At 64.4% G+C, this 21,040-nt stretch carries 23 protein-coding genes, 1 pseudogene and 1 riboswitch; of the genes and pseudogenes, 10 read left to right on the top strand and 14 right to left on the bottom strand.

Annotated elements, in window-relative coordinates:
- Positions 1-109 precede the first annotated feature (109 nt).
- The 4 genes from V8201_RS16715 to V8201_RS16700 form a co-directional block, all read right to left on the bottom strand.
- Positions 110-568, bottom strand: coding sequence for a c-type cytochrome (locus V8201_RS16715; protein ID WP_271300945.1), 459 nt, complete (start codon positions 566-568; stop codon positions 110-112).
- 38 nt (positions 569-606) lie between these two features.
- The gene (locus V8201_RS16710) at positions 607-1,842 is read right to left on the bottom strand and encodes a molybdopterin-dependent oxidoreductase (RefSeq protein ID WP_007406293.1); all 1,236 of its coding nucleotides are present in this window, start codon (positions 1,840-1,842) and stop codon (positions 607-609) included.
- Positions 1,843-1,931: 89 nt separating this feature from the next.
- Positions 1,932-3,083: a TDT family transporter gene (locus tag V8201_RS16705; RefSeq protein WP_063690126.1), complete on the bottom strand. Its 1,152-nt coding sequence runs from the start codon at positions 3,081-3,083 to the stop codon at positions 1,932-1,934.
- Complete coding sequence (locus V8201_RS16700) at positions 3,080-3,952, bottom strand: LysR family transcriptional regulator (protein WP_063690128.1); 873 nt, start codon at positions 3,950-3,952, stop codon at positions 3,080-3,082. Before V8201_RS16700 ends, V8201_RS16705 begins: the two co-directional genes overlap by 4 nt.
- Before the next feature lie 146 nt (positions 3,953-4,098).
- Here V8201_RS16700 and V8201_RS16695 point away from each other — a divergent pair, with 146 nt between their 5' ends.
- On the top strand, positions 4,099-5,166 hold the full coding sequence (locus V8201_RS16695) for a molybdopterin-dependent oxidoreductase (RefSeq protein WP_336545988.1): 1,068 nt from the start codon (positions 4,099-4,101) through the stop codon (positions 5,164-5,166).
- Entirely contained in the window at positions 5,163-5,675 is a 513-nt protein-coding gene (locus tag V8201_RS16690; protein WP_063690133.1) for an MgtC/SapB family protein, read from the top strand. The genes V8201_RS16695 and V8201_RS16690 overlap by 4 nt, the downstream gene beginning before the upstream one ends.
- Before the next feature lie 51 nt (positions 5,676-5,726).
- Here the strand turns inward: V8201_RS16690 and V8201_RS16685 are convergent, their stop codons facing one another.
- Genes V8201_RS16685 through V8201_RS16670 form a run of 4 tightly spaced genes read right to left on the bottom strand, consistent with a single transcriptional unit; the run spans position 5,727 to position 8,811 of the window.
- Positions 5,727-6,497: an anti-sigma factor family protein gene (locus tag V8201_RS16685; RefSeq protein ID WP_336545987.1), complete on the bottom strand. Its 771-nt coding sequence runs from the start codon at positions 6,495-6,497 to the stop codon at positions 5,727-5,729.
- Positions 6,494-7,003 (bottom strand): RNA polymerase sigma factor, encoded by a 510-nt coding sequence (locus V8201_RS16680; protein WP_188658595.1) that lies wholly within the window; start codon positions 7,001-7,003, stop codon positions 6,494-6,496. Before V8201_RS16680 ends, V8201_RS16685 begins: the two co-directional genes overlap by 4 nt.
- A 1-nt stretch (position 7,004) precedes the next feature.
- On the bottom strand, positions 7,005-8,444 hold the full coding sequence (locus tag V8201_RS16675; protein ID WP_063690139.1) for a YncE family protein: 1,440 nt from the start codon (positions 8,442-8,444) through the stop codon (positions 7,005-7,007).
- Position 8,445: 1 nt separating this feature from the next.
- Positions 8,446-8,811: a DUF305 domain-containing protein gene (locus V8201_RS16670; RefSeq protein WP_078462353.1), complete on the bottom strand. Its 366-nt coding sequence runs from the start codon at positions 8,809-8,811 to the stop codon at positions 8,446-8,448.
- A gap of 163 nt (positions 8,812-8,974) precedes the next feature.
- Positions 8,975-9,051: riboswitch (Fluoride riboswitch) on the top strand.
- A 23-nt stretch (positions 9,052-9,074) separates the two neighbouring features.
- On the opposite strand from V8201_RS16670, the gene V8201_RS16665 reads away from it, so the two are divergent.
- The 3 genes and pseudogenes from V8201_RS16665 to V8201_RS16655 all read left to right on the top strand — a co-directional run bounded on the left by V8201_RS16665 (position 9,075) and on the right by V8201_RS16655 (position 12,076).
- Complete coding sequence (locus tag V8201_RS16665; RefSeq protein ID WP_271300946.1) at positions 9,075-10,433, top strand: voltage-gated chloride channel family protein; 1,359 nt, start codon at positions 9,075-9,077, stop codon at positions 10,431-10,433.
- Positions 10,434-10,459: 26 nt separating this feature from the next.
- Positions 10,460-10,843 (top strand): DUF190 domain-containing protein, encoded by a 384-nt coding sequence (locus V8201_RS16660; RefSeq protein WP_271300947.1) that lies wholly within the window; start codon positions 10,460-10,462, stop codon positions 10,841-10,843.
- A gap of 475 nt (positions 10,844-11,318) precedes the next feature.
- Positions 11,319-12,076, top strand: a pseudogene (locus V8201_RS16655) (IS5 family transposase).
- A 36-nt stretch (positions 12,077-12,112) separates the two neighbouring features.
- On the opposite strand, the gene V8201_RS16650 reads toward V8201_RS16655, so the two are convergent.
- The 5 genes from V8201_RS16650 to V8201_RS16630 form a co-directional block, all read right to left on the bottom strand.
- Positions 12,113-12,406 carry a putative quinol monooxygenase gene (locus V8201_RS16650; protein WP_037093999.1) on the bottom strand — a complete coding sequence of 98 codons (294 nt, stop codon included), beginning with the start codon at positions 12,404-12,406 and terminating at the stop codon, positions 12,113-12,115.
- Between the two features lie 111 nt (positions 12,407-12,517).
- Positions 12,518-13,258, bottom strand: coding sequence for an SDR family oxidoreductase (locus V8201_RS16645; RefSeq protein WP_271300949.1), 741 nt, complete (start codon positions 13,256-13,258; stop codon positions 12,518-12,520).
- 18 nt (positions 13,259-13,276) lie between these two features.
- The gene (locus V8201_RS16640; protein ID WP_271300950.1) at positions 13,277-13,453 is read right to left on the bottom strand and encodes a hypothetical protein; all 177 of its coding nucleotides are present in this window, start codon (positions 13,451-13,453) and stop codon (positions 13,277-13,279) included.
- A 10-nt stretch (positions 13,454-13,463) separates the two neighbouring features.
- Entirely contained in the window at positions 13,464-13,760 is a 297-nt protein-coding gene (locus tag V8201_RS16635; protein ID WP_271300951.1) for a putative quinol monooxygenase, read from the bottom strand.
- Between the two features lie 71 nt (positions 13,761-13,831).
- Entirely contained in the window at positions 13,832-14,626 is a 795-nt protein-coding gene (locus V8201_RS16630; protein ID WP_336545986.1) for a type 1 glutamine amidotransferase domain-containing protein, read from the bottom strand.
- A 113-nt stretch (positions 14,627-14,739) separates the two neighbouring features.
- On the opposite strand from V8201_RS16630, the gene V8201_RS16625 reads away from it, so the two are divergent.
- The gene (locus tag V8201_RS16625; RefSeq protein ID WP_066711388.1) at positions 14,740-15,675 is read left to right on the top strand and encodes a LysR family transcriptional regulator; all 936 of its coding nucleotides are present in this window, start codon (positions 14,740-14,742) and stop codon (positions 15,673-15,675) included.
- Between the two features lie 84 nt (positions 15,676-15,759).
- Positions 15,760-16,776, top strand: a complete 1,017-nt coding sequence (locus V8201_RS16620) for a zinc-binding alcohol dehydrogenase family protein (RefSeq protein ID WP_271300952.1) — start codon at positions 15,760-15,762, stop codon at positions 16,774-16,776.
- Positions 16,777-16,994: 218 nt separating this feature from the next.
- On the opposite strand, the gene V8201_RS16615 is transcribed toward V8201_RS16620, so the two are convergent.
- The gene (locus tag V8201_RS16615) at positions 16,995-17,903 is read right to left on the bottom strand and encodes a LysR family transcriptional regulator (protein ID WP_271300953.1); all 909 of its coding nucleotides are present in this window, start codon (positions 17,901-17,903) and stop codon (positions 16,995-16,997) included.
- Between the two features lie 91 nt (positions 17,904-17,994).
- Between V8201_RS16615 and V8201_RS16610 the strand changes: the two genes are divergently transcribed.
- Genes V8201_RS16610 through V8201_RS16600 form a run of 3 tightly spaced genes read left to right on the top strand, consistent with a single transcriptional unit; the run spans position 17,995 to position 20,557 of the window.
- Positions 17,995-18,834 (top strand): DODA-type extradiol aromatic ring-opening family dioxygenase, encoded by an 840-nt coding sequence (locus V8201_RS16610; protein WP_271300954.1) that lies wholly within the window; start codon positions 17,995-17,997, stop codon positions 18,832-18,834.
- A 29-nt stretch (positions 18,835-18,863) separates the two neighbouring features.
- Positions 18,864-19,718 carry an SDR family oxidoreductase gene (locus V8201_RS16605; protein ID WP_271300955.1) on the top strand — a complete coding sequence of 285 codons (855 nt, stop codon included), beginning with the start codon at positions 18,864-18,866 and terminating at the stop codon, positions 19,716-19,718.
- A 47-nt stretch (positions 19,719-19,765) separates the two neighbouring features.
- A complete protein-coding gene (locus V8201_RS16600; protein WP_271300956.1) occupies positions 19,766-20,557 on the top strand; it encodes an SDR family NAD(P)-dependent oxidoreductase in 792 nt (263 codons plus the stop codon).
- The last annotated feature ends 483 nt before the right edge of the window (positions 20,558-21,040 follow it).

Raw genomic sequence — 21,040 nt, 5'->3', positions numbered from 1 at the left:
AAAGCCCGCCCCCTTCAGACACCTCTCGGCCGGTGAACGTCCAGACCATAATCACAGGCGAGTTTTCGGACGGTCTGGATGGTATTTCGGGATTATGGAAGTAGATCGGTTAGCCGGTTCCACCTGAGACATCAGGAGCCACTTTGGGGTCCGGGTCCTGCGCCTTGCCGGTCGCGGGTGCCACCTTCTGGCTCGGCATAGCGGTGAGATAAGCAACGATCGCATCGACGTCCTTCTCGGCCACTGGCGCCTTATACACCTCACGCATCTTGGTGACGGTCGCCTTCCACTGATCCGCCGATAGCGCAGGCTGGGTCAGCGCCATGCTGGCTGAGTGGCACGAGGTGCAATTGGCATTGATGACGTCGGCGTGCGGACCGTCGGGGTAGGTCGCGTCGTCGGCCGGCAGGTCGACGCTGGTCGAGGCAAGCGAGAAGCCGCGCGCTGACACGCTGGCGGCCGGTGCCGGCTCAGACATCTCGGAGATCGGAACGGGCGCCTTGCGGCTGCTCGGCGCGCCGATCGAGACGAGGATGATGCCGGTCAGGCCGATCAGGCCAGCAGCCATCATGCCGGGAGACGGAGTCTTCATGATTTGCTCGCTCCTCAGGCCGCGATGATGGTGGTGGTTTCAATGTTGCCGCGCATGAACCCGCCGGGATTCCAGATCGGCTTCATCGGCTGAGCGACACCGTTGGTGTTCCAGCAGCGCACCATGATGGGGTTAGGCCCGCGTCTCAGCGGCACCCGCCCGTCCCAGCGCCGGAAGCTGTACCTGCCCTCGTCCGCTCCGAGCGTCGTCCTGTACCAGGTGCGGCCACCGTCCGACGACACATCGACCTTGGCGACGCCGCAATCGCCGCCCATTGCGATGCCGCCGACCGGGATCGACGCTTCATAGGCGATCGCCTGACCATCGGGCAGGCTGGTCATCCAGCTACGCGGGATCATGCGATTGATCGGTACGGTCGGGAAGTCCTTGGCACCGGGCGCGACATTCGCGCCGGGTGTCGCGGGGATCTTGTAGGCCTTGGCCATCCAATACTGGTCGTCAGGGCCGGGCAGTACCTCGATCGCGTTCAGCATCTTGACCCAATAGGTCGAGTACCAGCCCGGCACGATCAGCCGGCAGGGAAAGCCGTTGAGGAGCGGCAGTTGCTCGCCGTTCATGCCGAAGGCGATCATGACCTCGCCGTCGCGGGCATGGTCGATGTCGAGTGCCTTCTCGAAGTCAGGAGCGCCCGCCACGACCGGCTGATCGAGAGCGCCGAAGCGCACCTGCACCGCGCCTGCCTTGACCCCGGCGAGGTCGAGCACGTCGCGCAGGCGAACGCCGAGCCACTTGGCGTTGCCCATCGCGCCATTGCCCCATTGCGCGCCGGCGACGCGCGGCTGGAACAGCCCGCGGCTGTTGCCCGAGCACTGGTTCACCGCCGCCATCTCGACCCGTGGAAGGCGCAGCAGCTGAGCGAGGCTGATCGACAGCGGCCGATTGACGTGGCCGAAGACGTTGAGGCGGAAACTTTCGACGTCGATCGAGGTCGGTATGTCGGCCCAGTGCCAGCGGACGAAGAACTGGTCGTTGGGCGTGAACACCGACTTGTCGAAGACCTCCATCGGCGTCTCCAGCAAGGGTGGATGGACGCGCTGGAGGATCATGCTGCCCTTGCCGGGAAAGGCGCTGGTCATCGGCCGCTCGGCATTGCCGCCGGGCAGCTTCAGGTCGACGAGCTGCTGCGCCAGTGCCGGCGCGGCGGCAAGGCCGGCGGTGCCGAGCGCGGCATGGCTGAGGAAGCGGCGACGGCTGGTCTCACTCGCCAGCCCGGCGTCGAAATTGTCCATGACAAGGCTCTCCTGTGGCCAGTCACGCTGGCGGATCAAAGGGGCATTCTGCAAGTGATCGGACCGGCTGATCCGATCATCATGGCGGATCAGTTCGGGGTGGCGATGCAGGGCGAGACGAACAGGTTGCCCCGCCATGCACCGGCTAGCGTCTTGGCACCGACCAGCAGCCACATCGCCGCGAGCGCAACCGTCAGCACCGTGCCGACGATACCGAAAAACATAAGGTTCAGCGTCGTGCCGAGGCGGAAGGTGGCGACGGTGTAGACGCCGAGCGGGAAGGTGTAGCCCCACCAGCCGAGGTTGAACGGCACGCCCGCGCGCCAGTAGCGGATGGTGATAAGCGTCGCGAGCGCCAGCCACCACAGGCCGAAACCCCAAAGGCAGAGCCCGGCGACAACGCCGATCCCCTGCGCGACGGTGCCGACGCCGGCTAGCCCGTGCGCGGTGAGGATCGCCGGCGCATCCGCGCCGAGCACCAGCATGCCCAGAGCACCCGTGCCGATCGGCCCCAGCGCCAGCCAGGAAGATGCCGCCATGCTTTCATGCGGCAACTTGTGGAGTGCCATGCGCAGGATGAGGATGGCGAGGATGCCAAACGCGACCGGCACCGAATAGGCCCACAGCACATAGGAGGTCGCGAGCGTCACTATCTGCGCGTGGGGATCGGTTAGATGCGGCGCGAGCAGCCCGCCGCTGGCGCCCGCCACTTCGGCAGCGACGACCGGCAGCAGCCATACGGCGGTCATGCCGTCCAGGCTGTGCTCGTGGCGGGTAAACATCAGGTAGGGGATCAGCACGCCGCAGGCGAGCGACATGGCGACGTCGATCCACCACAGGACGTGTGCGACCGGCACAATGCCATCCCCGAACCGCGCGATGCCGAAGGCGAGGCAACCGTTAATGATTGTCGCCAATCCCATTGGGATGGTCCCGATAAACATCGACACGGTGTTGTGCCCGAAGATGCGCCTCGCCTCGTGCCCGAACATGGTCCAGCGCGCGCCATAGAGACCGGCGAACAGCGCGAAGAGCGCGATGTTGAAGAACCACAACACCTCGCCAACCGGCTTTAGCGAGGGGCCGATGCCGGGCACCTGCGGCAGCGCGAGCGCGAGGATGCCCGTGCCCATCGTCGCGGCGAACCAGTTGGGCGTGAACTGGCGGATCATCTCGCGGGGGTGATCGAGCCGGCTGAGCGGCTTGAAGCCGCTTAGAACGGAGTGCGTGTCGGCAGTCATGCGACCTGCTCCTTGATAAGGTCCGTCAGCGCGTCGGCCGCGCGGGTGCGATAGCGTTCCTTGTGGCGCAGCGCGTGGAAGGCGCGGTCGGGCAGCCCGAGCGGCAGCTCGACCAGATCACCGGCCTTGAGCGCGCGTGCGACGACCAATCGCGACAAGACGGCAACGCCGGCACCAGCCTCGACCGCGGTACGCACGGCCTCGTTGGACGGCAGCGTCATCGCGACGGTCAGCTGGGCCGGATCAAACCCGCGCGTTCGCAGTACGTCCTCGAAGGTCGAGCGCGTGCCCGAACCCTGCTCGCGGACGATCCAGCGTGCAGCGCGAAGCCAGTCCTCGTCGACGCGCCCGGCGTCCTCGCGGCCGACCAGCACCATCGGGTCACGCCCGACATTCCAGTGGGCGAGCGCCGGTTCGTCCACCTCGCCCTCCACGAAACCGAGCTCCGCCGCGCCGCTCAGGACCTGCGCTGCCGCACCTTCGGTGTTGTCGATCGCCAGTTCGACCGCGATCTGCGGGTGGCGTTCGTGGAAGGCGGCGAGCTTTGCCGGCAACCAGTAGCTCGCGATCGTCTGGCTTGCGACGATCCGCAACGAACCACGGGCAAGCCCGGCATAGTCCGCCAGCATCGTCTCGGCATGCGCTGCCCGCCCCAGCACCGCGCGCGCTTCCTCCAGAAAGCCGCGGCCTGCTTCGGTCAGCTGGATGCCACGCCCGACACGGTGAAACAGAGGTATCCCGTAGCGCGCTTCGAGGGCCGCGACCGCGCCGGAGGCAGCAGACTGCGTGACATTCAGCGCTTCCGCTGCCTTGGTGACGTGTTCGCGCTCGGCGACACCGACGAAGATTCTGAGCTGCTCCAGGGTCATGCAGCTTATATCGCGCAATCTGATCGATACGACCAACCGTTTGATCTGTTTATTCCAATCTGGATATCGGAATGATCGGCAGCCTTTCGTCTGTGATGGTCTCCAAGACGTGAAGCAATACGCGCATGCGGCGCGTTTGATCGTCCATGACCGATATGATCGAGCGCAGTTCCGATCCCTACAACGCCGAGCCAATGCCAAGTGCGTTGATCGAGCGGTTCCTGACGCCGCAGGCGCTGTTCTACGTGCGCAGCCACGGGGCGGTGCCCGACCTGCCCGCTGATCATCGGATCGAGGTGAGCGGGAGGGGCATGGCGAGCCGCTTCTTATCGGTGGAGGAACTGAAGAACGCGTTTGCCACACGCACGGTGACGGCGGTGCTCCAGTGCGCCGGCAACCGGCGCACGGATCTCCAGCAGGTCGCCAAGACCTCCGGCGACCCGTGGGACGTTGGCGCGATCGGCAATGCGCAGTGGACCGGCGTACGACTGTCCGACGTGCTGGATGCCGTCGGTGCGCCGGATGCGTCCGACCTGTTCGTAGCATTCACCGGCGCGGACGAGGTGGACGTCGAAGGCGAGGAAGCATTGTTCGGGGTCTCGATCGCCATGGACAAGGCGCGGCAACCCGACGTCCTCATTGCCTGGGCGATGAATGGCGAGCCGCTGACGCCCGAACACGGCGCACCGCTCCGCATGGTGATACCGGGCTATGCCGGGGTGCGAAGCGCCAAATGGCTGACACGGATCGAGGTGCGCGACACGCCATCCGACGCACCGATCCAGGCACACGACTACAAGCTCTTTCCTGCCGATGTGACGAGCAACACCGTCGACTGGAGCCAGGGTCTGACCATCAATGCCATGCCGCTCAACGCCGCGATCTGTGCGCCCGGCTCTGGCGAAAGCCTGCCGGCCGGGGAGGTGCGGATCGAGGGTTATGCCATCGCCTATGATCGCCGCATCTCGCGCGTCGAGGTGTCGGTAAACGGTGGTCGCGACTGGCAACAGGCGACTTTTGCCGATGATCCGGAGACCCATTGGGGTTGGCGACGCTGGACCCTCGACGCCACGCTCGCCAAGGGTCGCCAGCACCTCGTCGTGCGCGCCTTCGACGAGGCTGGACAGGGACAGCCCGAACGGCCGGACACGATGTGGAACTTCGCCGGCTATCTGTGCACCGCCTGGCATCACGTGCACGTGCTGGTCGAATGATCGAAGCGTCAGCGGCATCGGACATCGGCTTCTGGATCGATGCGATCGGGCGGCTGGTGGTGGCGACTGCGGCCGGGATGGTACTTGGTTGGGAACGCTCGCGCGAGAACCGGCAGATCATGGGCTTGCGGACACTGGGTCTGGTCGGTCTGGCGAGCTGCATCGCCGTGCAGGCGATCGTGCATAGTGGCTTGCCGAACGTGAACGCCGATGCCGCAGGACGGGCGATGCAGGGCATTCTGTCCGGCGTCGGCTTCATCGGTGCCGGCGCGGTGCTGCGGGTCGGTCAGGGTCAGGAAGTGCATGGACTGGCGACCGCCGCGTGCATCTGGGTCACCGCCACCATCGGCGCGGCAGCAGGGTTGGCGGTGTGGCCGCTCATCATCGGCGGGTTGAGCCTTGCGATGCTCGTACTGTTCGTGGGCGCTCCGCTCGAACGCCGCATCCGCGAGCGGGCCAGGCTGACGCCAGCCGAGGCCGACAGGAAGGACGCCGAACGAAAGCCGTGATCGCGCTGGACAGCCCGGTGCCTGTCGGCGCCGGGAAGCGGCAAGGCGCTATCAGGACAGCAGCGCGGCACCTGCCTGGCGCCGGACTTCATCGGCGATCGGATGCAGCTCGGCCGCGGGGCGCTCGCCCACCACACTGTAGCCGATCCCGTCGACCGCCCATGTGATCCGGCCCATGGTCCCGCTGGACGTACTGGTCATGCTCGCGGTCTTGTCGATCTGCATGGGCCTCGTCAGCACCGCGAGTTTCGACGCTTGTGGTCCATCGTAGAGGAGCAGCGCCGCAGGGCCGTGGGGTGTCGCGACCAGTCGCCCTCCGCCATAGCGGTAACCGGCTGTGCTGAGGTCCGGGATGGTCACGCGCTCACCCAGTCGGGCGGAGGTCCACCGGATCAGCATGGCGCGCTGGTCGGGGCCGATTTCCGCCGGTCGTATCCGGTCGGCGGCATAGACACGGAAATTGTCACTCGCCTCGTTGGCCAGCGCCGCGATGCCCGCGCGAGGTTCGCCGCTCCACCGCGCGCTCGACCAGCCCCCGCCAAACCCGACCGCCACGAGAAGCGACGCGGCGATGGCGAGTTGCCAACGCGGTTGGCGTTGCCGTCCCCTGATGGCTGCGACGCGCATCGTCGCCGGGATCGGTTCATCCGCGATGGGAGCGAACAGCGATGCAAGGGCTCGCGCCTGCTCCGCCTGCTCCCGCAAACGGGCATGCACGTCCGGCTGGCCTTCAAGGTAAGCGTCGACCAGGCGCTGCCGCTCGGGCGACAGCCTGCCATCGATCCACGCGGCCAGATCGTCCTCGCCGATCGGGCTGGTCATTGCACGCTCCTCAATCGCGGCCGTTCACCCTCCCGGAGGAGCGTCGCCAGACGGTCGCGCCCCCGCGATATGCGCGACATCACCGTGCCCAGCGGCACCCCGACGACGGCAGCGACCTCCGCATAGGGCAGCCCCTCAACCGAGACGAGGAGCAGCACCGTTCGCTGTTCCTCAGGCAACGCATCAAGCGCGTGCAGCAGGTCGCGGTGGTGCAGGCCTGTATCCTGATCGGCCGGGCGGCCGAGCGCAGCGTCGTCCACGAGGTGGAGCGGAACCGCCGTGCCTCGCCGGTTATGCTGCCGCTGATGGTCGACCAACAGGTTGTGCAGGATCGTATAGACCCACGGGCGCACCTCCACGCCGCGTCGCTGTCGCCAGCGCCCGACTGCGCGCTCGAGGCAATCCTGCACCACGTCATCCGCCATCGCCCGATCGCGCAACCACGATCGGGCATAGCGGCGCAGGCCGGGGATCAGGGGTTCGATCGCGGCGGCAAGCGGGTCCATCTCAGTCGCGCTGCACCTGCACGATGCGACCCGGCGCGCCGTTCACCACCTCCGCGACAGCCAGAAAGCGCCGGGGCGCCGCGGTGCTGCCCTGAACGATCTGCCGGATCGGCCCCGATGCGTTGACGATCGCCGCACCTGCCGGGTTGCTCATGAAGTTCGCAAGCGGCTCTACCGCACCGCTGCCGTCCGCGTTGGCGGTCAGCACGAGCATGTAAGGCTTTTTGGGCTGCAAACCGGTAACGGCACTTTGCACGACCTGGATGATGCCCTGGTCGAAGAGGGTGATGCTGCTTGCCGCACCATTGCCGCCAACCGGCCCCATGGTCAGATGCACCGCCTTGCCGGCCGTACCGAGCGGTTGGAGATTGTCGGTGCCGGGGCCTGTCGGGACAGCGTTCGGCACATAGGCGATCGCCTGCGGTGCCTGTCCGACCGGCACGGTGGCGACCACCTTGTTGCCTGTGGTGTCGATTGCGGCGAGTTCATCGGCATTCTCCAGCCCGACATAGATGCGCCGGCCGTCGCCCGATGGCCAGACGCCGTGCGGCATCTTGCCGACCGGGATGGTGGCGACGGGCGCGAAATCGGACGTGCGGAACACCTTCACCGCGTTTTCCCCGCCTACCGTGACGTACGCGAACTGTCCCCTGACCGTGCGGGCGAAGTTGACGTGATTGGTGATCGGCCCGGTATCCAGCACCTTGAGGATTGCGAAGGGTGGCCTGGCATCGAATGCGACCGTCTTGCCGATGTCCTTCAGCGTGAACCACACCTGCTTGCCGTCCGGCGTCGCGGCGATGTTGGGACAGAATGGGCTCGGCTGTGCCACCTGTCCGACCTGCGCGTGGGTTGCGACATCGAACACGGCCAGCACCGGATTGAACGACGAACAGACATAGCCGTATCGGCCATCGGGCGAGAAGATCGTCATACCCGGACCACCGGGCGTCTTGATGCGCCCGGTTTCCTTGTACGTCGTAGGGTCGAGCACGGCGATATAGTCCTCGCCGCGGACGGTGACCCAGACTTCCTTGCCGTTCGGTGTAAAGAACGCCTCGTGCGGACTGCGCCCGACATAAGTCGTATGCTTGACGGTGTTGGTGGCGGTGTCGATCCACGACACGGCGTTCGATGCGATCGACACGACCGCGAGGGTCTTCCCGTCCGGCGAGAAGCCGAGTCCGTGAACCAGCACCTGCCCCTTGTAGAGCGGTGAAAAATTCATCGGCTGCGGATCGCCAAGCTTGATGACGCCGAGCAGCCGGTTGTCGGCCGGGTCCGTCACCGACACCGTGTTGGAGAATTGTTCGGATGCATAGACGCGGTCGCGGTGGCTGACAGGCACGTCCCTGGCGTTCCACGGCGCCTGCTGGGCCATGGCGATGCCCGGTGCGGCGCTTATCAGCAAGGCGGCCGAGCGCAGGATGGTCCGGATCATGTCAGTGCTCCATATGGCTGTGGTGGTCACCGCCCTGCGTCGGGGCTGGCGTCGAAGGGGGTAGCGGCTGACCGATCGCCAGCTTCATGGCGGCGATCTCCTGCTGCTGATCGATGATGATCTCCTGTGCGATGCGCTTGAGCTGCTCGTTATGACCGTAGCGCAGCTCCGCCACCGCCATATCGATGGCGCCCTGATGGTGCGGAAGCATCATCGCGACGAAGTCGCGGTCGACGTCGCCGGACGGCTTGACCATCATGCCCGCCATCATCCGGTCCATCGCGGCAGACACCATGCTGGCGTAGCCATCGGCAGGGGCGGCCGCGGCTGCGCCGGTGAGCAGGGCTAAAGCAGTCAGACCCAGCATCCAGTTTCGTCTATGCATAAGCCTCCGGCGCATCGGTCTCGAAAGCGTAGACGATGCTCGTCGGGGTTTATTCCATGGGCGAGCCAATTATTTATCTTCACCAAAACAACGGTCTCATCGTGACCCTGCCGTGGTTGACCAGGTCGCCGTCGGACAGCATATGCTCGGGCACGGCGATGGATTTCCGCCGGGCCATTCGGCCGAACCGCCCTCGCAAGGGCCGATGATTCCTACCAGGCGCCGCAAGGCAGCAAGGAGGAATCGTGCACGCGACGTTTCGCAATCTCTACGACCAGTTCAACATGGCAGCGTTCATTCGCGAGCGCCGCACCCATGCCATGTCGGTGCTGCGGTGGACTTTGATTCTGGTCCCGATGGCCGCAGCGGTGGGAACGCTCTGCGCGGCCTTCTTGTGGAGCCTCGATGCCGTAACCCGGCTTCGCTATGCCTTTCCCTGGCTGCTCTACCTGCTGCCGATCGGCGGGTTCTTGGTCGGACTGCTCTACCATCTGACAGGGCGTTCGGTCGAAGGCGGCAACAACCTCATCGTCGAGCAAATCCACGAACCGGGGGGCGGTGTGCCGCTGCGCATGGCCCCGCTCATCCTCTTCGGCACGGTCGTGACGCACCTGTTCGGGGGATCGGCGGGGCGTGAAGGCACCGCCGTGCAATTGGGCGGCAGTCTTTCCAGCGGGTTTGGGCGCGCCCTCAAGCTGGATGTGGAAGCGACACGCACCCTCCTTATGACCGGAATCGCGGCGGGCTTCGGCGCGGTCTTCGGGACGCCGATCGCGGGCGCGGTCTTTGCACTGGAGGTTCTGGCGATCGGCCGGGTCGAGTATCGCGCGCTAGTACCGTGCCTAGTCGCGGCACTGGTGGGTGACTGGACCTGTCTTGCCTGGGGCATTCATCACGGCGCCTACCATGTCGATGCGATGGTGCCGGTCGACGCGTTGCTCGTCGCCAAAGCCGGCGTCGCGGGCGTTGTATTCGGATTGGTCGGGCTGGCCTTTGCAGAGGCCAACCATGCGCTCGGCGGATGGCTGAAGCGCGTGATACCCTATGGCCCACTACGACCCGCTATCGGTGGTGTCGCCGTGATCGCGCTGGTCTGGCTATTTGGCACGCGAGACTATCTCGGCCTGGGCACGCTGGCGGCAACGCCGGGCGACCTGACCATTGCCAGCTTTTTCGGCCCCGATACGCACCCGTGGAGCTGGGCGCTGAAGCTGCTCTTTACCGTCGTTACCCTGAGCGCTGGCTTCAAGGGCGGAGAGGTGACGCCGCTGTTCTTCATTGGCGCGGCGCTCGGCAATGCGCTCGCGCCCATGTTCGGAGTGCCGACAGGGGTTTTCGCGGCGATCGGTTTCGTCGCGCTGTTCGCGGGCGCGGCCAACACGCCGCTGGCTTGCACGTTCATGGGGATCGAGCTGTTCGGCGCGGCCTATGCGGTGCCGATCGCAGTCGCGTGCTTCGTCGCCTATCTCTGCTCAGGCCACAACGGCATCTACCTGTCGCAGCGCGTCGCCGTGCTTAAGGTGCCTGCCGCACACCTCACACCCGACGCCACCCTGCGCGATGCCCGCACGCGCCGCGCTTCTCGCCGGCGCGCGCGCGCCTGATCCCGCTTCCTGTCGAAAGCTCTACCATGCCCGACCTTTTCACCGTTCAGCACCGCGAAGTCGGGATGCTGCGCATCTATCTGAAGCCGTCCGACAAGATCGGCCCGCGTCGCTTCTGGGGGGCAAAGCCGCTCTATCGCGAGCTGATTCGCACCGCGAAGGCGGACGGCATCATCAACGCCGTCGCGCAAAATACCCATTACGGCTTCAGCAATCACGAACCGATCCGGGAGAACGGCTCGGAAATTGCCGATCCGCATCTGACGATCTGTGTTGAACTGGTCGGTGATCGCGATCAGCTCGACCTCTTCTGTCGCCGGCATGGAGATCTGATCGGCGACAAGGTGATCGTCTACAAACGACTGGAGCATTGGACTATCACGCGCAAAACTGAGCTAACCAGAGCCTGATCGGCGTTCCCGTAAAGGAAGGGCGAGAGATTGGCGGGCGTCGACCGGTGAGTTTCCTTTCACCTCAAGTACGGCGCTTTCCCAAAATCCGTTCCCAAAACCATTTTCCCGAAATTGCCCTACGGACATGGAGTTTCGGGAAAGGCAGAATGGCCACGATAGGTCTTGGCCAAAAGCTCCATCTGACGATCCCCCCTGCCCGCCCCTCCCGCAGACTGCTTCCTTGGCTGACCCGATCCCGGTGCCTTTTGGGTATACCCTGAGGGTACCAAGGTGGGCAGGTCTCTTTTCCGTAGTAAACGTGCTTCAAAAAGCAGGGGTCATTTTTGAGCAAAGTCCTTTTAGGCTCTAGAAGTATCGAGGACCATAGAGCACCTACCCTATCAAGACCCGCTACTGTGGAGCGCCCGTCTTAGGGTCAGGACCCATTGATGTGAGCGTCGCGATCTGATTCAGGCTCCGCGAGGAGACCGGGATGAGCGACCTTTTTGGGCTGACGGACGAGCAGATTCAGCGGCTGCGGCCGTTTTTTCCCAAGAGCCACGGCAGGCCTCGGGTGGATGACCGGCGGGTGTTGAGCGGCATCGTCTTCGTCAACCGCAATGGGCTGCGCTGGCGAGATGCGCCCAGCGCCTATGGTCCTCACAAGACGCTGTACAATCGATGGAAGCGCTGGGGCGAGCGAGGCGTGTTCACGCGCATGATGGAGGGGCTGGCTGCGGGCGATGCAGAGCCGAAGACCGTTATGATAGACGCAACATACCTGAAGGCGCACCGCACGGCATCGAGCCTACAGGTTAAAAAGGGGATCTCGGCCGCCTGATCGGACGCACGAAAGGCGGCATGAACACCAAGCTTCATGCCGTCGCCGACGCGAACGGCCGCCCCTTGAGCTTCTTCATGACCGCCGGGCAGGTTAGCGACTACACCGGTGCGGCAGCCCTGCTGGACGACCTGCCAAAAGCGCAGTGGCTGCTCGGCGACCGCGGCTACGACGCCGATTGGTTCAGGGACGCTCTCCAAGCCAAAGGCATCCAGCCATGCATCCCGGGCCGACGATCGCGCAACTAGCCGGTCAGATACGACAAGCGCCGTTACCGGCGTCGAAGCCGCATCGAGATCATGTTCGGCCGCCTCAAAGACTGGCGGCGCGTTGCCACACGCTACGATCGCTGCCCCACGGCCTTCTTTTCCGCCGTCGCCCTCGCTGCCACCGTCATCTTCTGGCTGTGATCAACGAGTCCTGACCCTAGGGTGCCGACCGCTCCGCTATTTTGCGGCCAGCAGGGTAAACTTGTGAATTTGCGGCGGTTCAGAAAACAGTTCTTCTGCCTTGTCCATCAGTGCGGCGGCAACCTTGCCGTCAAGGTGAGCCTGCCGATCCTCCTCTGTGTCGAACGTATCGAAGATCGCGTACGCACCGGGACCTTCCTCGATCGCATACCAGGTCAGAGTGCCCGCCTCAGCTTGAACGAGCGGCAATGCCGAGGTCAGGAAATTGGCGACATCACGCTCTTTTCCGGGCTTGGCCTTCAGTGGTACATACAGGGCAAGTTTGGGCATAAATGACTCCTCAAGTGAAACCGACAGTCATTATTCGGCAAAGTAACGGAAGAGCGGGCCGGTACGTTCCCCATGAGGCGGAGCACACGCGGCCCCGCCTCCTCGTCGAAATCAGAACTGCTGTGCGGTCGGCCGGATGACGATCGCGTTGACGTCGACGTCATCAGGTTGTTCGACAGCGAACGCGATAGCACGCGCCACCGACGCTGCAGGGATGGCCTGCTTGTAGAAGTCGAGTACCGTCTCGGCAGCCGTGCCCGACGTCGTGAACTTCAAGTCGCTTTCGACGGCTCCGGGCTCGATAGACGTGACACGGACCTTTTCGCCCACCTCCTGGCGTAGGCCCTCGCTGATCGCGCTGACGGCGAACTTGGTGCCGGAATAGACCGTGCCGCCCGGGGCGAAGACCTTGATGCCGGCGACCGAACTCAGGTTGATGATGTGGCCGCTGCCCTGCTCCAGGAAGCCGGGAAGAGCCGCGGCGATGCCGTAGAGCGTGCCCTTCAAATTGACGTCGATCATCTGGTCCCACTCGTCGGTGTTGACCTCGGCCATCGGACGGATCGGCATCAGACCGGCGTTGTTGATCAGTACTTCGAGACGGCCGAAGTCGGCGACGATCGCGGCGACGACGGACTGGACCGCCGACTTGTCAGTGACGTCGAGCGCATAGGCGCGTGCCGTTCCGCCGTTCTCGGCGATCTGCGCAACGACCTCGTCGAGCTTGTCCTTGCGCCGTGCGGCGATGGCGACCTTCGCACCGCGTTCGGCGAGAAGACGCGCGGTCTCGGCGCCGATGCCGGTGCTCCCGCCGGTGATGAGAACAACCTTGCCTTCGATACCTTTGGTCATGACTGTGTTTCCTTCACTTCAGATGTTGATTTTTCGCTGGGTCGCGGCCCCGCGCCAGCGGTAGCCGCGTGGATGAACGAGGCCCATAAGGCCCGCGCGAAGCGCAGGTGCCAACAGGCCGATCATCCGCAGCTCCTCTACGTAGAACGGTTGTGCCAGCAGCGCCGACCCCACCCATTCTTTAAGCTTGCCCATGGCAGCACCCTTAGGTCGCGGAGATGGGGTTGAGGACAAACGCGGCGCGCTCGGCCAGATCGCCGATCTGAGAGAGGTAGTTTTGGAAGTGGGGCGTCGCGCGGTGGGCGGTAACCGCATCCGCGTCCGCGTACAGCTCGTCGAGGACGAAGCGGTTCGGATCGCTCTGGTCCTGCCAGAGATCGTAGCGCAAATTGCCCGGTTCGGCACGGCTTGGCTTTAGCATGGCGTCGAGCAGAGCGCGCAGGCGGTCGACGGTATCCGCACGGGCGGTTAGGACGGCGACGATCTTCACGTTGGCGGTCATGGCACCATATCCTGTCCTGGTTATATCCGAAGCGGGGCGCATCCTGAGCGCCCCGCCCGTCATCCTGGTACTCACGCAGCGGCGCGATCGAGGGCTTCGATCAAAGCGTCGGCCATGGCTTGGTCCGACGCCGGATTCTGACCCGTGATCAGCTCCCGGTCCACGACGACATTCGAAGCGAAGTTCTTGTCGGTGACAGAGACGTCGCCACCGGCCGACCGCAGCGCCTTTTCCATGTCGAAGAAGAGCTCGCCCTTCAGCACTTGCTCCTCGGCGATCTTCTCCTCGCTCGCCGAGAAGACGGTCATGCGGTAGCCTGAGTAGATCCAGTCTCGCGCCAGGTCGGCCGCCCCGGCGTCATCGCCTTCCTCCAGCGCCTTGCGGAAGGCCGGAGCATCGTCGAGCGTAGAAACAACGACCACCGGTCCGTGGCAGAGGAGCGCGGTCGGCTTGGCCGCCGCGTGGAAGTGACGGAGGATCGTGCCCGCATCGCGGTCCTGCATCAGATCGACGATGGGCGCGTGACCTCCCGGCACGAACACGCCAACGAAGCCGTCCAGACCCTCGTCGACGACCGATTTCAGCGTGCGGACGTCGTTCATGGCCGGGTGGCTGGCGAAGAAGTCCTTGGCGCGCTGGTATGCCGCCTCATCACCGCCAAAGTGGTCCTTCGTGTCGGAACCGGCGTCGATGTGCGACTTGGTCCCATTGGGCGTGGCGAGAACAATATCATAGCCGGCGTCGAGCAGTGCCAGCGCGGGGACTGCCGTTTCGTTGAGATACTGACCGACCGTTGCGGTACTGCCGCCACGCAGACCGAGCTGTGTCGCGTTCGATCCAAGAACGAGAACCTGACCCTTGCTCATCTGAACCTCCATGTTCGCGGCGCCTGTCGCCGTTGGATGGGAAATGGGCCTCGTTGATATATTCTAGAAGTTTATCTTTCTAATGTCAGATATACGTCTGACAGGATGACTGCATGCGCTACGATCTGAACCTGCTGCCGATCTTCGTCGCGTTGATGGAGGAGCGCAGCGTCACGCGGGCCGCCGAGCGAATGGGCATGACACAGCCCGCCCTGTCTAATGCCCTATCGCGTCTACGACTGATGCTTCAGGACCAACTGTTCGTCCGCGAGCGCTACGGCATCCAGCCGACCCCGATCGCGCTTGAACTCTCACCGCTGATCGCCGAGGCACTCGCCCAGCTCGACGACGCGGTCCTCGGTCAGCAGGCCTTCGACCCCGCACAGGCCGAACGGCTCTTCACGATCGCGCCAAACGGCTATGTCGAGTTCGTCCTCGTCCCCGCTATCGTGGCGCGCTTGGAGAAGGTCGCCCCCAGCATAAAGCTTCGTCTGACGCCCTACGGGAACGATCTTGTGGAAACAGGCGTCGTGTCAGGCACGACGGCGCTCGTGCTGGGCCGCATCGTCGATCCGCCCGACAACCTCGTCGTCCAGCACCTGATGGACGAAGGGCTCGCCTGCGCCGTCCGTGCCGACCATCCGGGCGTCGGCGATGTCATGACGCGCGAGCAGTTCGAGACGATGAAGCATGTCAACATCGTGCCGCCCGGACGGATGCGCGCCGGGCTGTTCCAGGCGCTGGCGCAACAGCAGCTGAAGCGCGACGTCGCAATCTCCGTGACAAACTTCTTCGCGGTAGCCGAGATGGTGGCGGTGACCGACTATTGCGCCACCTTGCCCTCGCTCATCTGCAGGCGGCTGATGCACGACCCCCGGCTGAAGATCCTGCCGGCTCCGGTCGACCTTGGCAGCTTTCCCGTGGAAATGGCTTGGCACGTCCGCTATCGGCATGATCCCGCACACCGCTGGCTACGGGCTCTGATCGGCGCGGTCATCACCGACCTCACGGGGAAGACGGCAGCGGCAGCCACGCCGTCGCCAGCCTGAGGACGATGTCTAACCGCTACGTCGCTTGTGCGTATCCCGTAGGTGACAAAGTTCGCTATACAGCCCCTGACGATAGGATTTATCATGCGCGCAATCGGCTACCAGCAGCCCGGAACGATCGATCGCACGGAAGCTCTCGTCGATATCGAACTTCCCGATCCCAACGCTACAGGCCGTGATCTCCTCGTCGAGGTCAAGGCTGTCTCGGTAAACCCTGTTGACACGAAGGTGCGCGCTGGCTTGGGTTCGATCCACGGTGATTGGCGTGTCCTGGGTTGGGATGCCGCCGGTGTCGTTCGCGCTGTTGGCCCTGAAGTGCGCGGTTTCGAACCGGGCGACGAGGTGTTCTACGCGGGCAGCATCGGCCGCGAAGGCACCAACGCCGAGTTGCACCTGGTCGACGAGCGCATTGTCGGGAAGAAGCCGGCCAGCCTCGATTGGGCAGAGGCAGCGGCGTTGCCGCTGACGGCGATAACCGCGTGGGAGGCCCTCTTCGAGCGGTTGTCCGTGCGTACTCCTGTAGCCGGTGCAGCACATGCGCTGTTGATTGTCGGGGGTGCCGGCGGGGTAGGCTCGATGGCAATCCAGCTTGCTCGCCAAGTGCCCGAGCTGATCGTCATTGCGACAGCCTCGCGCCCTGAAACGCAGGCCTGGGTGGCCGAGCTCGGTGCGCACCATGTCATCGATCATCGCCAGCCGCTGGCTCGGCAAGTGGCGAATTTGGGCATTGGCGCGCCGGCTTTCGTCTTCTCGACCACGCACACCGACGAGCATATCGAGCAGATCGCCGAGCTGATCGCCCCGCAGGGACGTTTTGCGCTCATCGACGACCCCAAGACGCTCGATGTCGTACCGTTCAAACGCAAGTCGGTGTCGACCCACTGGGAGTTTATGTTCACCCGGTCCATGTTCGAGACCGCTGATATGGAAACGCAGGGTCAGATCCTGTCGACCATCGCCAGCCTCGTGGACGCCGGCGACGTGCGCACCACCCTCACCGAACGGTTCTCCCCCATCAACGCCGCGAACCTCAAGCGCGCGCACCAGGCGCTTGAGAGCACTACCGCACGCGGCAAGATCGTCATTGAGGGGTGGCAGTGATGCGGTTCACGCTCACCCGCAACGTCCGCCGCGCCCGCGGCCCCCGCTGCACCAACTGAAAGGGACCAAGCCTCGGCGTTATCGATGCCAGCCATGTGCGGTTGGGGGCGTCGCTTTCGCTGGGTCACTGATATCTACAATCATAAAAGACCGTGATGTCTTGAGATAGCAGACGCGGTCCTCGGGTGAAAACTCGGGACGTCTGCTAGCTCGGCCTCTCACCAATCGGTGCCACGAGCGGGGAGTGCTTCGGCTAAGAAGTCAATCCACGCCCGCGTCTTGGCGGCGGGGCGCCGCGTCGGGTGTGTGATGGCATATGCCGCTCCCAGAATCATAGGCGGCTCGTCCAGCTCAAGCTCGCTCAATTGGCCGGCGCGAAGCGCCTCTGCCGCAATAAAGCGTGGCCCATAGACCAGCCCTTGGCCCGCGATGGCAGCGCGAACCAAGGCCTCGCCATTGTCGGAACACATCGATCCTGAGATCGGCACCTTGATCGTCCCGTCTTTGCCGAACGCCCACGATGTCGTTCCTGCAAGCGACGCGTTGGTGTGGCCCAGACAATCGTGATCGCCGAGATCGGCCAGGCGGGTTGGCGTTCCCCGCCTCGCCAAATAAGAGGGGGCGGCACTTAACACGACGCGCATCGCCACGAGCTTGCGGGCAACAAGCGCACTGTTAACGAGGCGCCCGATCCGTACGGCGACATCCCAACGTTCTTCCAGCAGGTCGACGTAACGATCGTTGAAGCCCAGTTCGATCGTCACCTCGGGATGACGTTCGGAGAAAGCAGGGATGAGTGAGGCAAGGTGCAGAACGCCGAAGGTGGCCGGCGCACTGACGCGCAGCAGCCCCTGCGCGGTGATCGACCGCGACGATGCCTCCGCCTCGGCTTCGCCGATCTCCATCAGAATACGTTCGGCTTTCTCGAAATAGTCAGCGCCCGCCTCGGTGAGCGAAAGTCGACGGGTCGACCGCTGCACCAGCGTGGTGCCAAGCCGCGCTTCAAGAGCATCCAGGTGCTTGGCCGCCATCGCAGGCGACATGTGCAGATCGCGTGCGGCAGCAGAGATGCCACCGAGCCTGATCGCCCGCACGAACACGTCCATACCCGTCAACCGATCCGCCATGACTTCCTACCCGTGGTTGAAGCTGATCCTTCTACGCGAGCGATTATCATTGCGCGATATCGGGCACATATCCCGGTCGACAGATCGAACGATGATCCAGGCCGCCTCCGTGGCGCCTGCACTGGAGTGTATGACCATGAGCGTCCAGCCCACCTACTTCATCCCGCATGGCGGCGGCCCCTGCTTCTTCATGGAGGATCCGCGCGGTGTGTGGACCGGTATGGAAGCGTTCCTGCGTAGCCTGCCTAACACGCTCGCCGAGAAGCCCAAGGCCATCCTCGTCGTATCGGGACATTGGGAGACGGACGGCTTTGCCTTCACCGGCGCCGAGCGGCCTGAGCTGATCTACGACTATTACAACTTCCCGCCTCACACCTATCAGCTGCGCTACGACGTGCCGGGCGCACCCGCGCTCGCCGCCCGTGCCGCGGCCCTGCTCAAGGATGCGGGCATCGCCTCGACTGTCGACCCGAAGCGCGGCCTGGATCACGGCGTGTTCGTCCCCCTCAAGGTTGCTTTTCCGGATGCGGATATTCCACTGATCGAGATGTCCGTCGAGCGCGGGCTGGACCCGGCCCTCCATATCGCTGCGGGCCGCGCCCTTGCGCCGCTGCGTGAGGAGGGCGTGCTGATCCTGGGTTCGGGCATGAGCTTCCATAACATGCGCGCCTATGGCGATCCGCGCTCGACGCCCGGCTCGCAGGCGTTCGACCAGTGGCTGGCCGAAAGCATGGAGCTGGACGGCCCACAGCGGGCCGAGCGTCTTACGCAATGGGCCGATGCGCCCTCGGCGCGGTTCGCGCATCCCCCGGCCAAGGAGGAGCATCTGCTGCCCCTGATGGTCGCGGCCGGCGCGGCCGAAGGCGAAGGCGCCCGGGTCTATGCCGAGGAAGTGCTGTCGACCGCCATCTCGGGTTTCCGTTTCAACTGATCTCACCGCGTCACTGAAGGAGAATTGTCATGACCATCGGCGTCACCGGCGCGACTGGCCAGCTTGGCCGCCTCGTCATCGAAAGCTTGAAGCGCAAGTCGACCGGCGAGCCGATCGTGGCGCTGGTGCGCTCGCCCGAAAAGGCCAGCGACCTGGGTGTCGAGGCACGCGCGTTCGATTACGCGCAGCCTGAGACACTCACTCCGGCACTGGCCGGGATCGACACGTTGCTCTTGATCTCGTCGAGCGAGGTCGGGCAGCGCGAGGCACAGCACCGCAACGTCATCGAGGCCGCCAAGACGGCGGGCATCAAGCGTATCATCTACACCAGCCTGCTGCACGCCGACCGATCGCCGATCAGCCTAGGCGAGGAGCACCGTGCGACCGAAGCGCTGCTGGCGTCCTCTGGTATCCCGACGACCCTCCTGCGCAATGGCTGGTATACCGAGAACTACACCGGCTCGATACCCGCAGCCCTGGAGAATGGCGCGCTCGTCGGCAGCGCTGGCGAGGGACGCCTGTCGCTCGCGACCCGCGCCGATTATGCCCAAGCCGCAGCCATCGTGCTGACCAGCGACGGCCATGAGGGCAAGACCTATGAGCTGGCCGGTGACGACGCGGTGACGCTCGCCGACCTTGCCGCCGAGATCTCGCGCCAGACCGGTCGCAACATCCCGTACCGCGATCTGCCGCAGGCCGAATACGCTGCGATCCTGAAGCAGGTGGGCCTGCCCGAGGGCTTCGCCGAGGGACTTGCGGCATGGGACGTCGATGCCTCGAACGGTGCGCTGTTCGATGACGACCACCAGCTCTCGAAGCTGATCGGACGTCCGACGACACCGCTGGCCGACGCCGTGCGGGCGCAACTCGCCGCGCAGGGCTGACGTTACGGACAACCCCGACCGATAAAGATCATACCTGGAGATAGCGCATGAACATCGACCTTTCCGGCAAGACGGCGCTCGTGACAGGTTCGACGGCCGGCATTGGCTTCGCGATCGCGAAGGGGTTAGCGGCAGCCGGGGCGATCGTCGTCCTGAACGGGCGCGACGAAAGCCGCACTCAGGAGGCGGTGGCCAAGCTGAAGCGTGAGGTCGGGGATGCCGATGTGCGCGGTGTGGCCGGAGATGTCGGAACGGCAGCCGGATGCGATGCCATCGTATCCGCGCTTCCGGCGGTCGACATCCTGGTCAACAATGCCGGCATCTTCGGCCCGCAGGACTTCTTCGAGACGCCGGACGCGGAGTGGGAACGCTTCTTCCGGGTCAATGTGCTGTCGGGCGTGCGCCTGTCCCGAGCCTATCTGCCCGGGATGCGGGACAAGGGCTGGGGTCGCGTGCTGTTCCTGTCTTCGGAATCCGGCCTGAACATCCCGGCGGACATGATCCACTACGGTGTGACCAAGACCGCCGACCTTGCCCTATCGCGTGGCTTGGCCAAGCGCATGGCAGGTACGGGTGTAACGGTGAATGCGATTCTTCCCGGTCCAACGTTGTCGGAGGGTGTAGCCGAGATGCTGGCGGATGCGGTCGCCTCGGGCAAATCGTTGGAAGAGGCCGGCGTCGATTTCGTCAAGGCGCATCGTCCATCCTCAATCATCCAGCGTGCTGCCACGGTCGAGGAAGTCGCCAACCTGTGCGTCTACATCGCCTCTCCACAGGCGTCCGCGACCACCGGTGCGGCGCTGCGCGTTGACGGCGGTGTGGTGAATACGATCGCCTGACTTTCAGTTTGTTCTATCCCAATTGGGAAGGGCGGCCAGCACTACCAATGCGCGAGTTGCACGACAGACGGCAAGGCGGGTGCCGTTTCCCGAACTACTTGTCGAGCGTGGCGAAACGGAAAGCCAGACCGCCAGAAAATCGACCGGGGCTGTTGAAAAATGCGCCGCTGGTGGCCGGTCCGGTTGAGGGCGAGATGACACCCCAAGGTTTCGGGATCCCGTCTCGCATAGGATCCCAATCGGTACGGGGGCCGCGGTAGCCAACGTCAGCTATGCGCCTTGCTTTACCCAAAAGCGGCCGGTCCGCTAACCACCATTCTAGTCCAACTCACGGTCCTTTTTCCGTGCGGAAAGAACCTTAAGACAAAGCCGCCAAATTCACGCGGAGTCTGTTTGAGATCTAAATGTATCAAGGACCATCAAGCACCTACCCCAGGAAGACCGCTGCCGATAGGCACTCGCCGCAGCACGGCAGCGTGAAGC

It is taken from the genome of Sphingomonas kyungheensis (assembly GCF_037120395.1).
Lineage (GTDB): Bacteria > Pseudomonadota > Alphaproteobacteria > Sphingomonadales > Sphingomonadaceae > Sphingomonas > Sphingomonas kyungheensis.
This window is presented reverse-complemented; position numbering and strand designations above follow the sequence as displayed.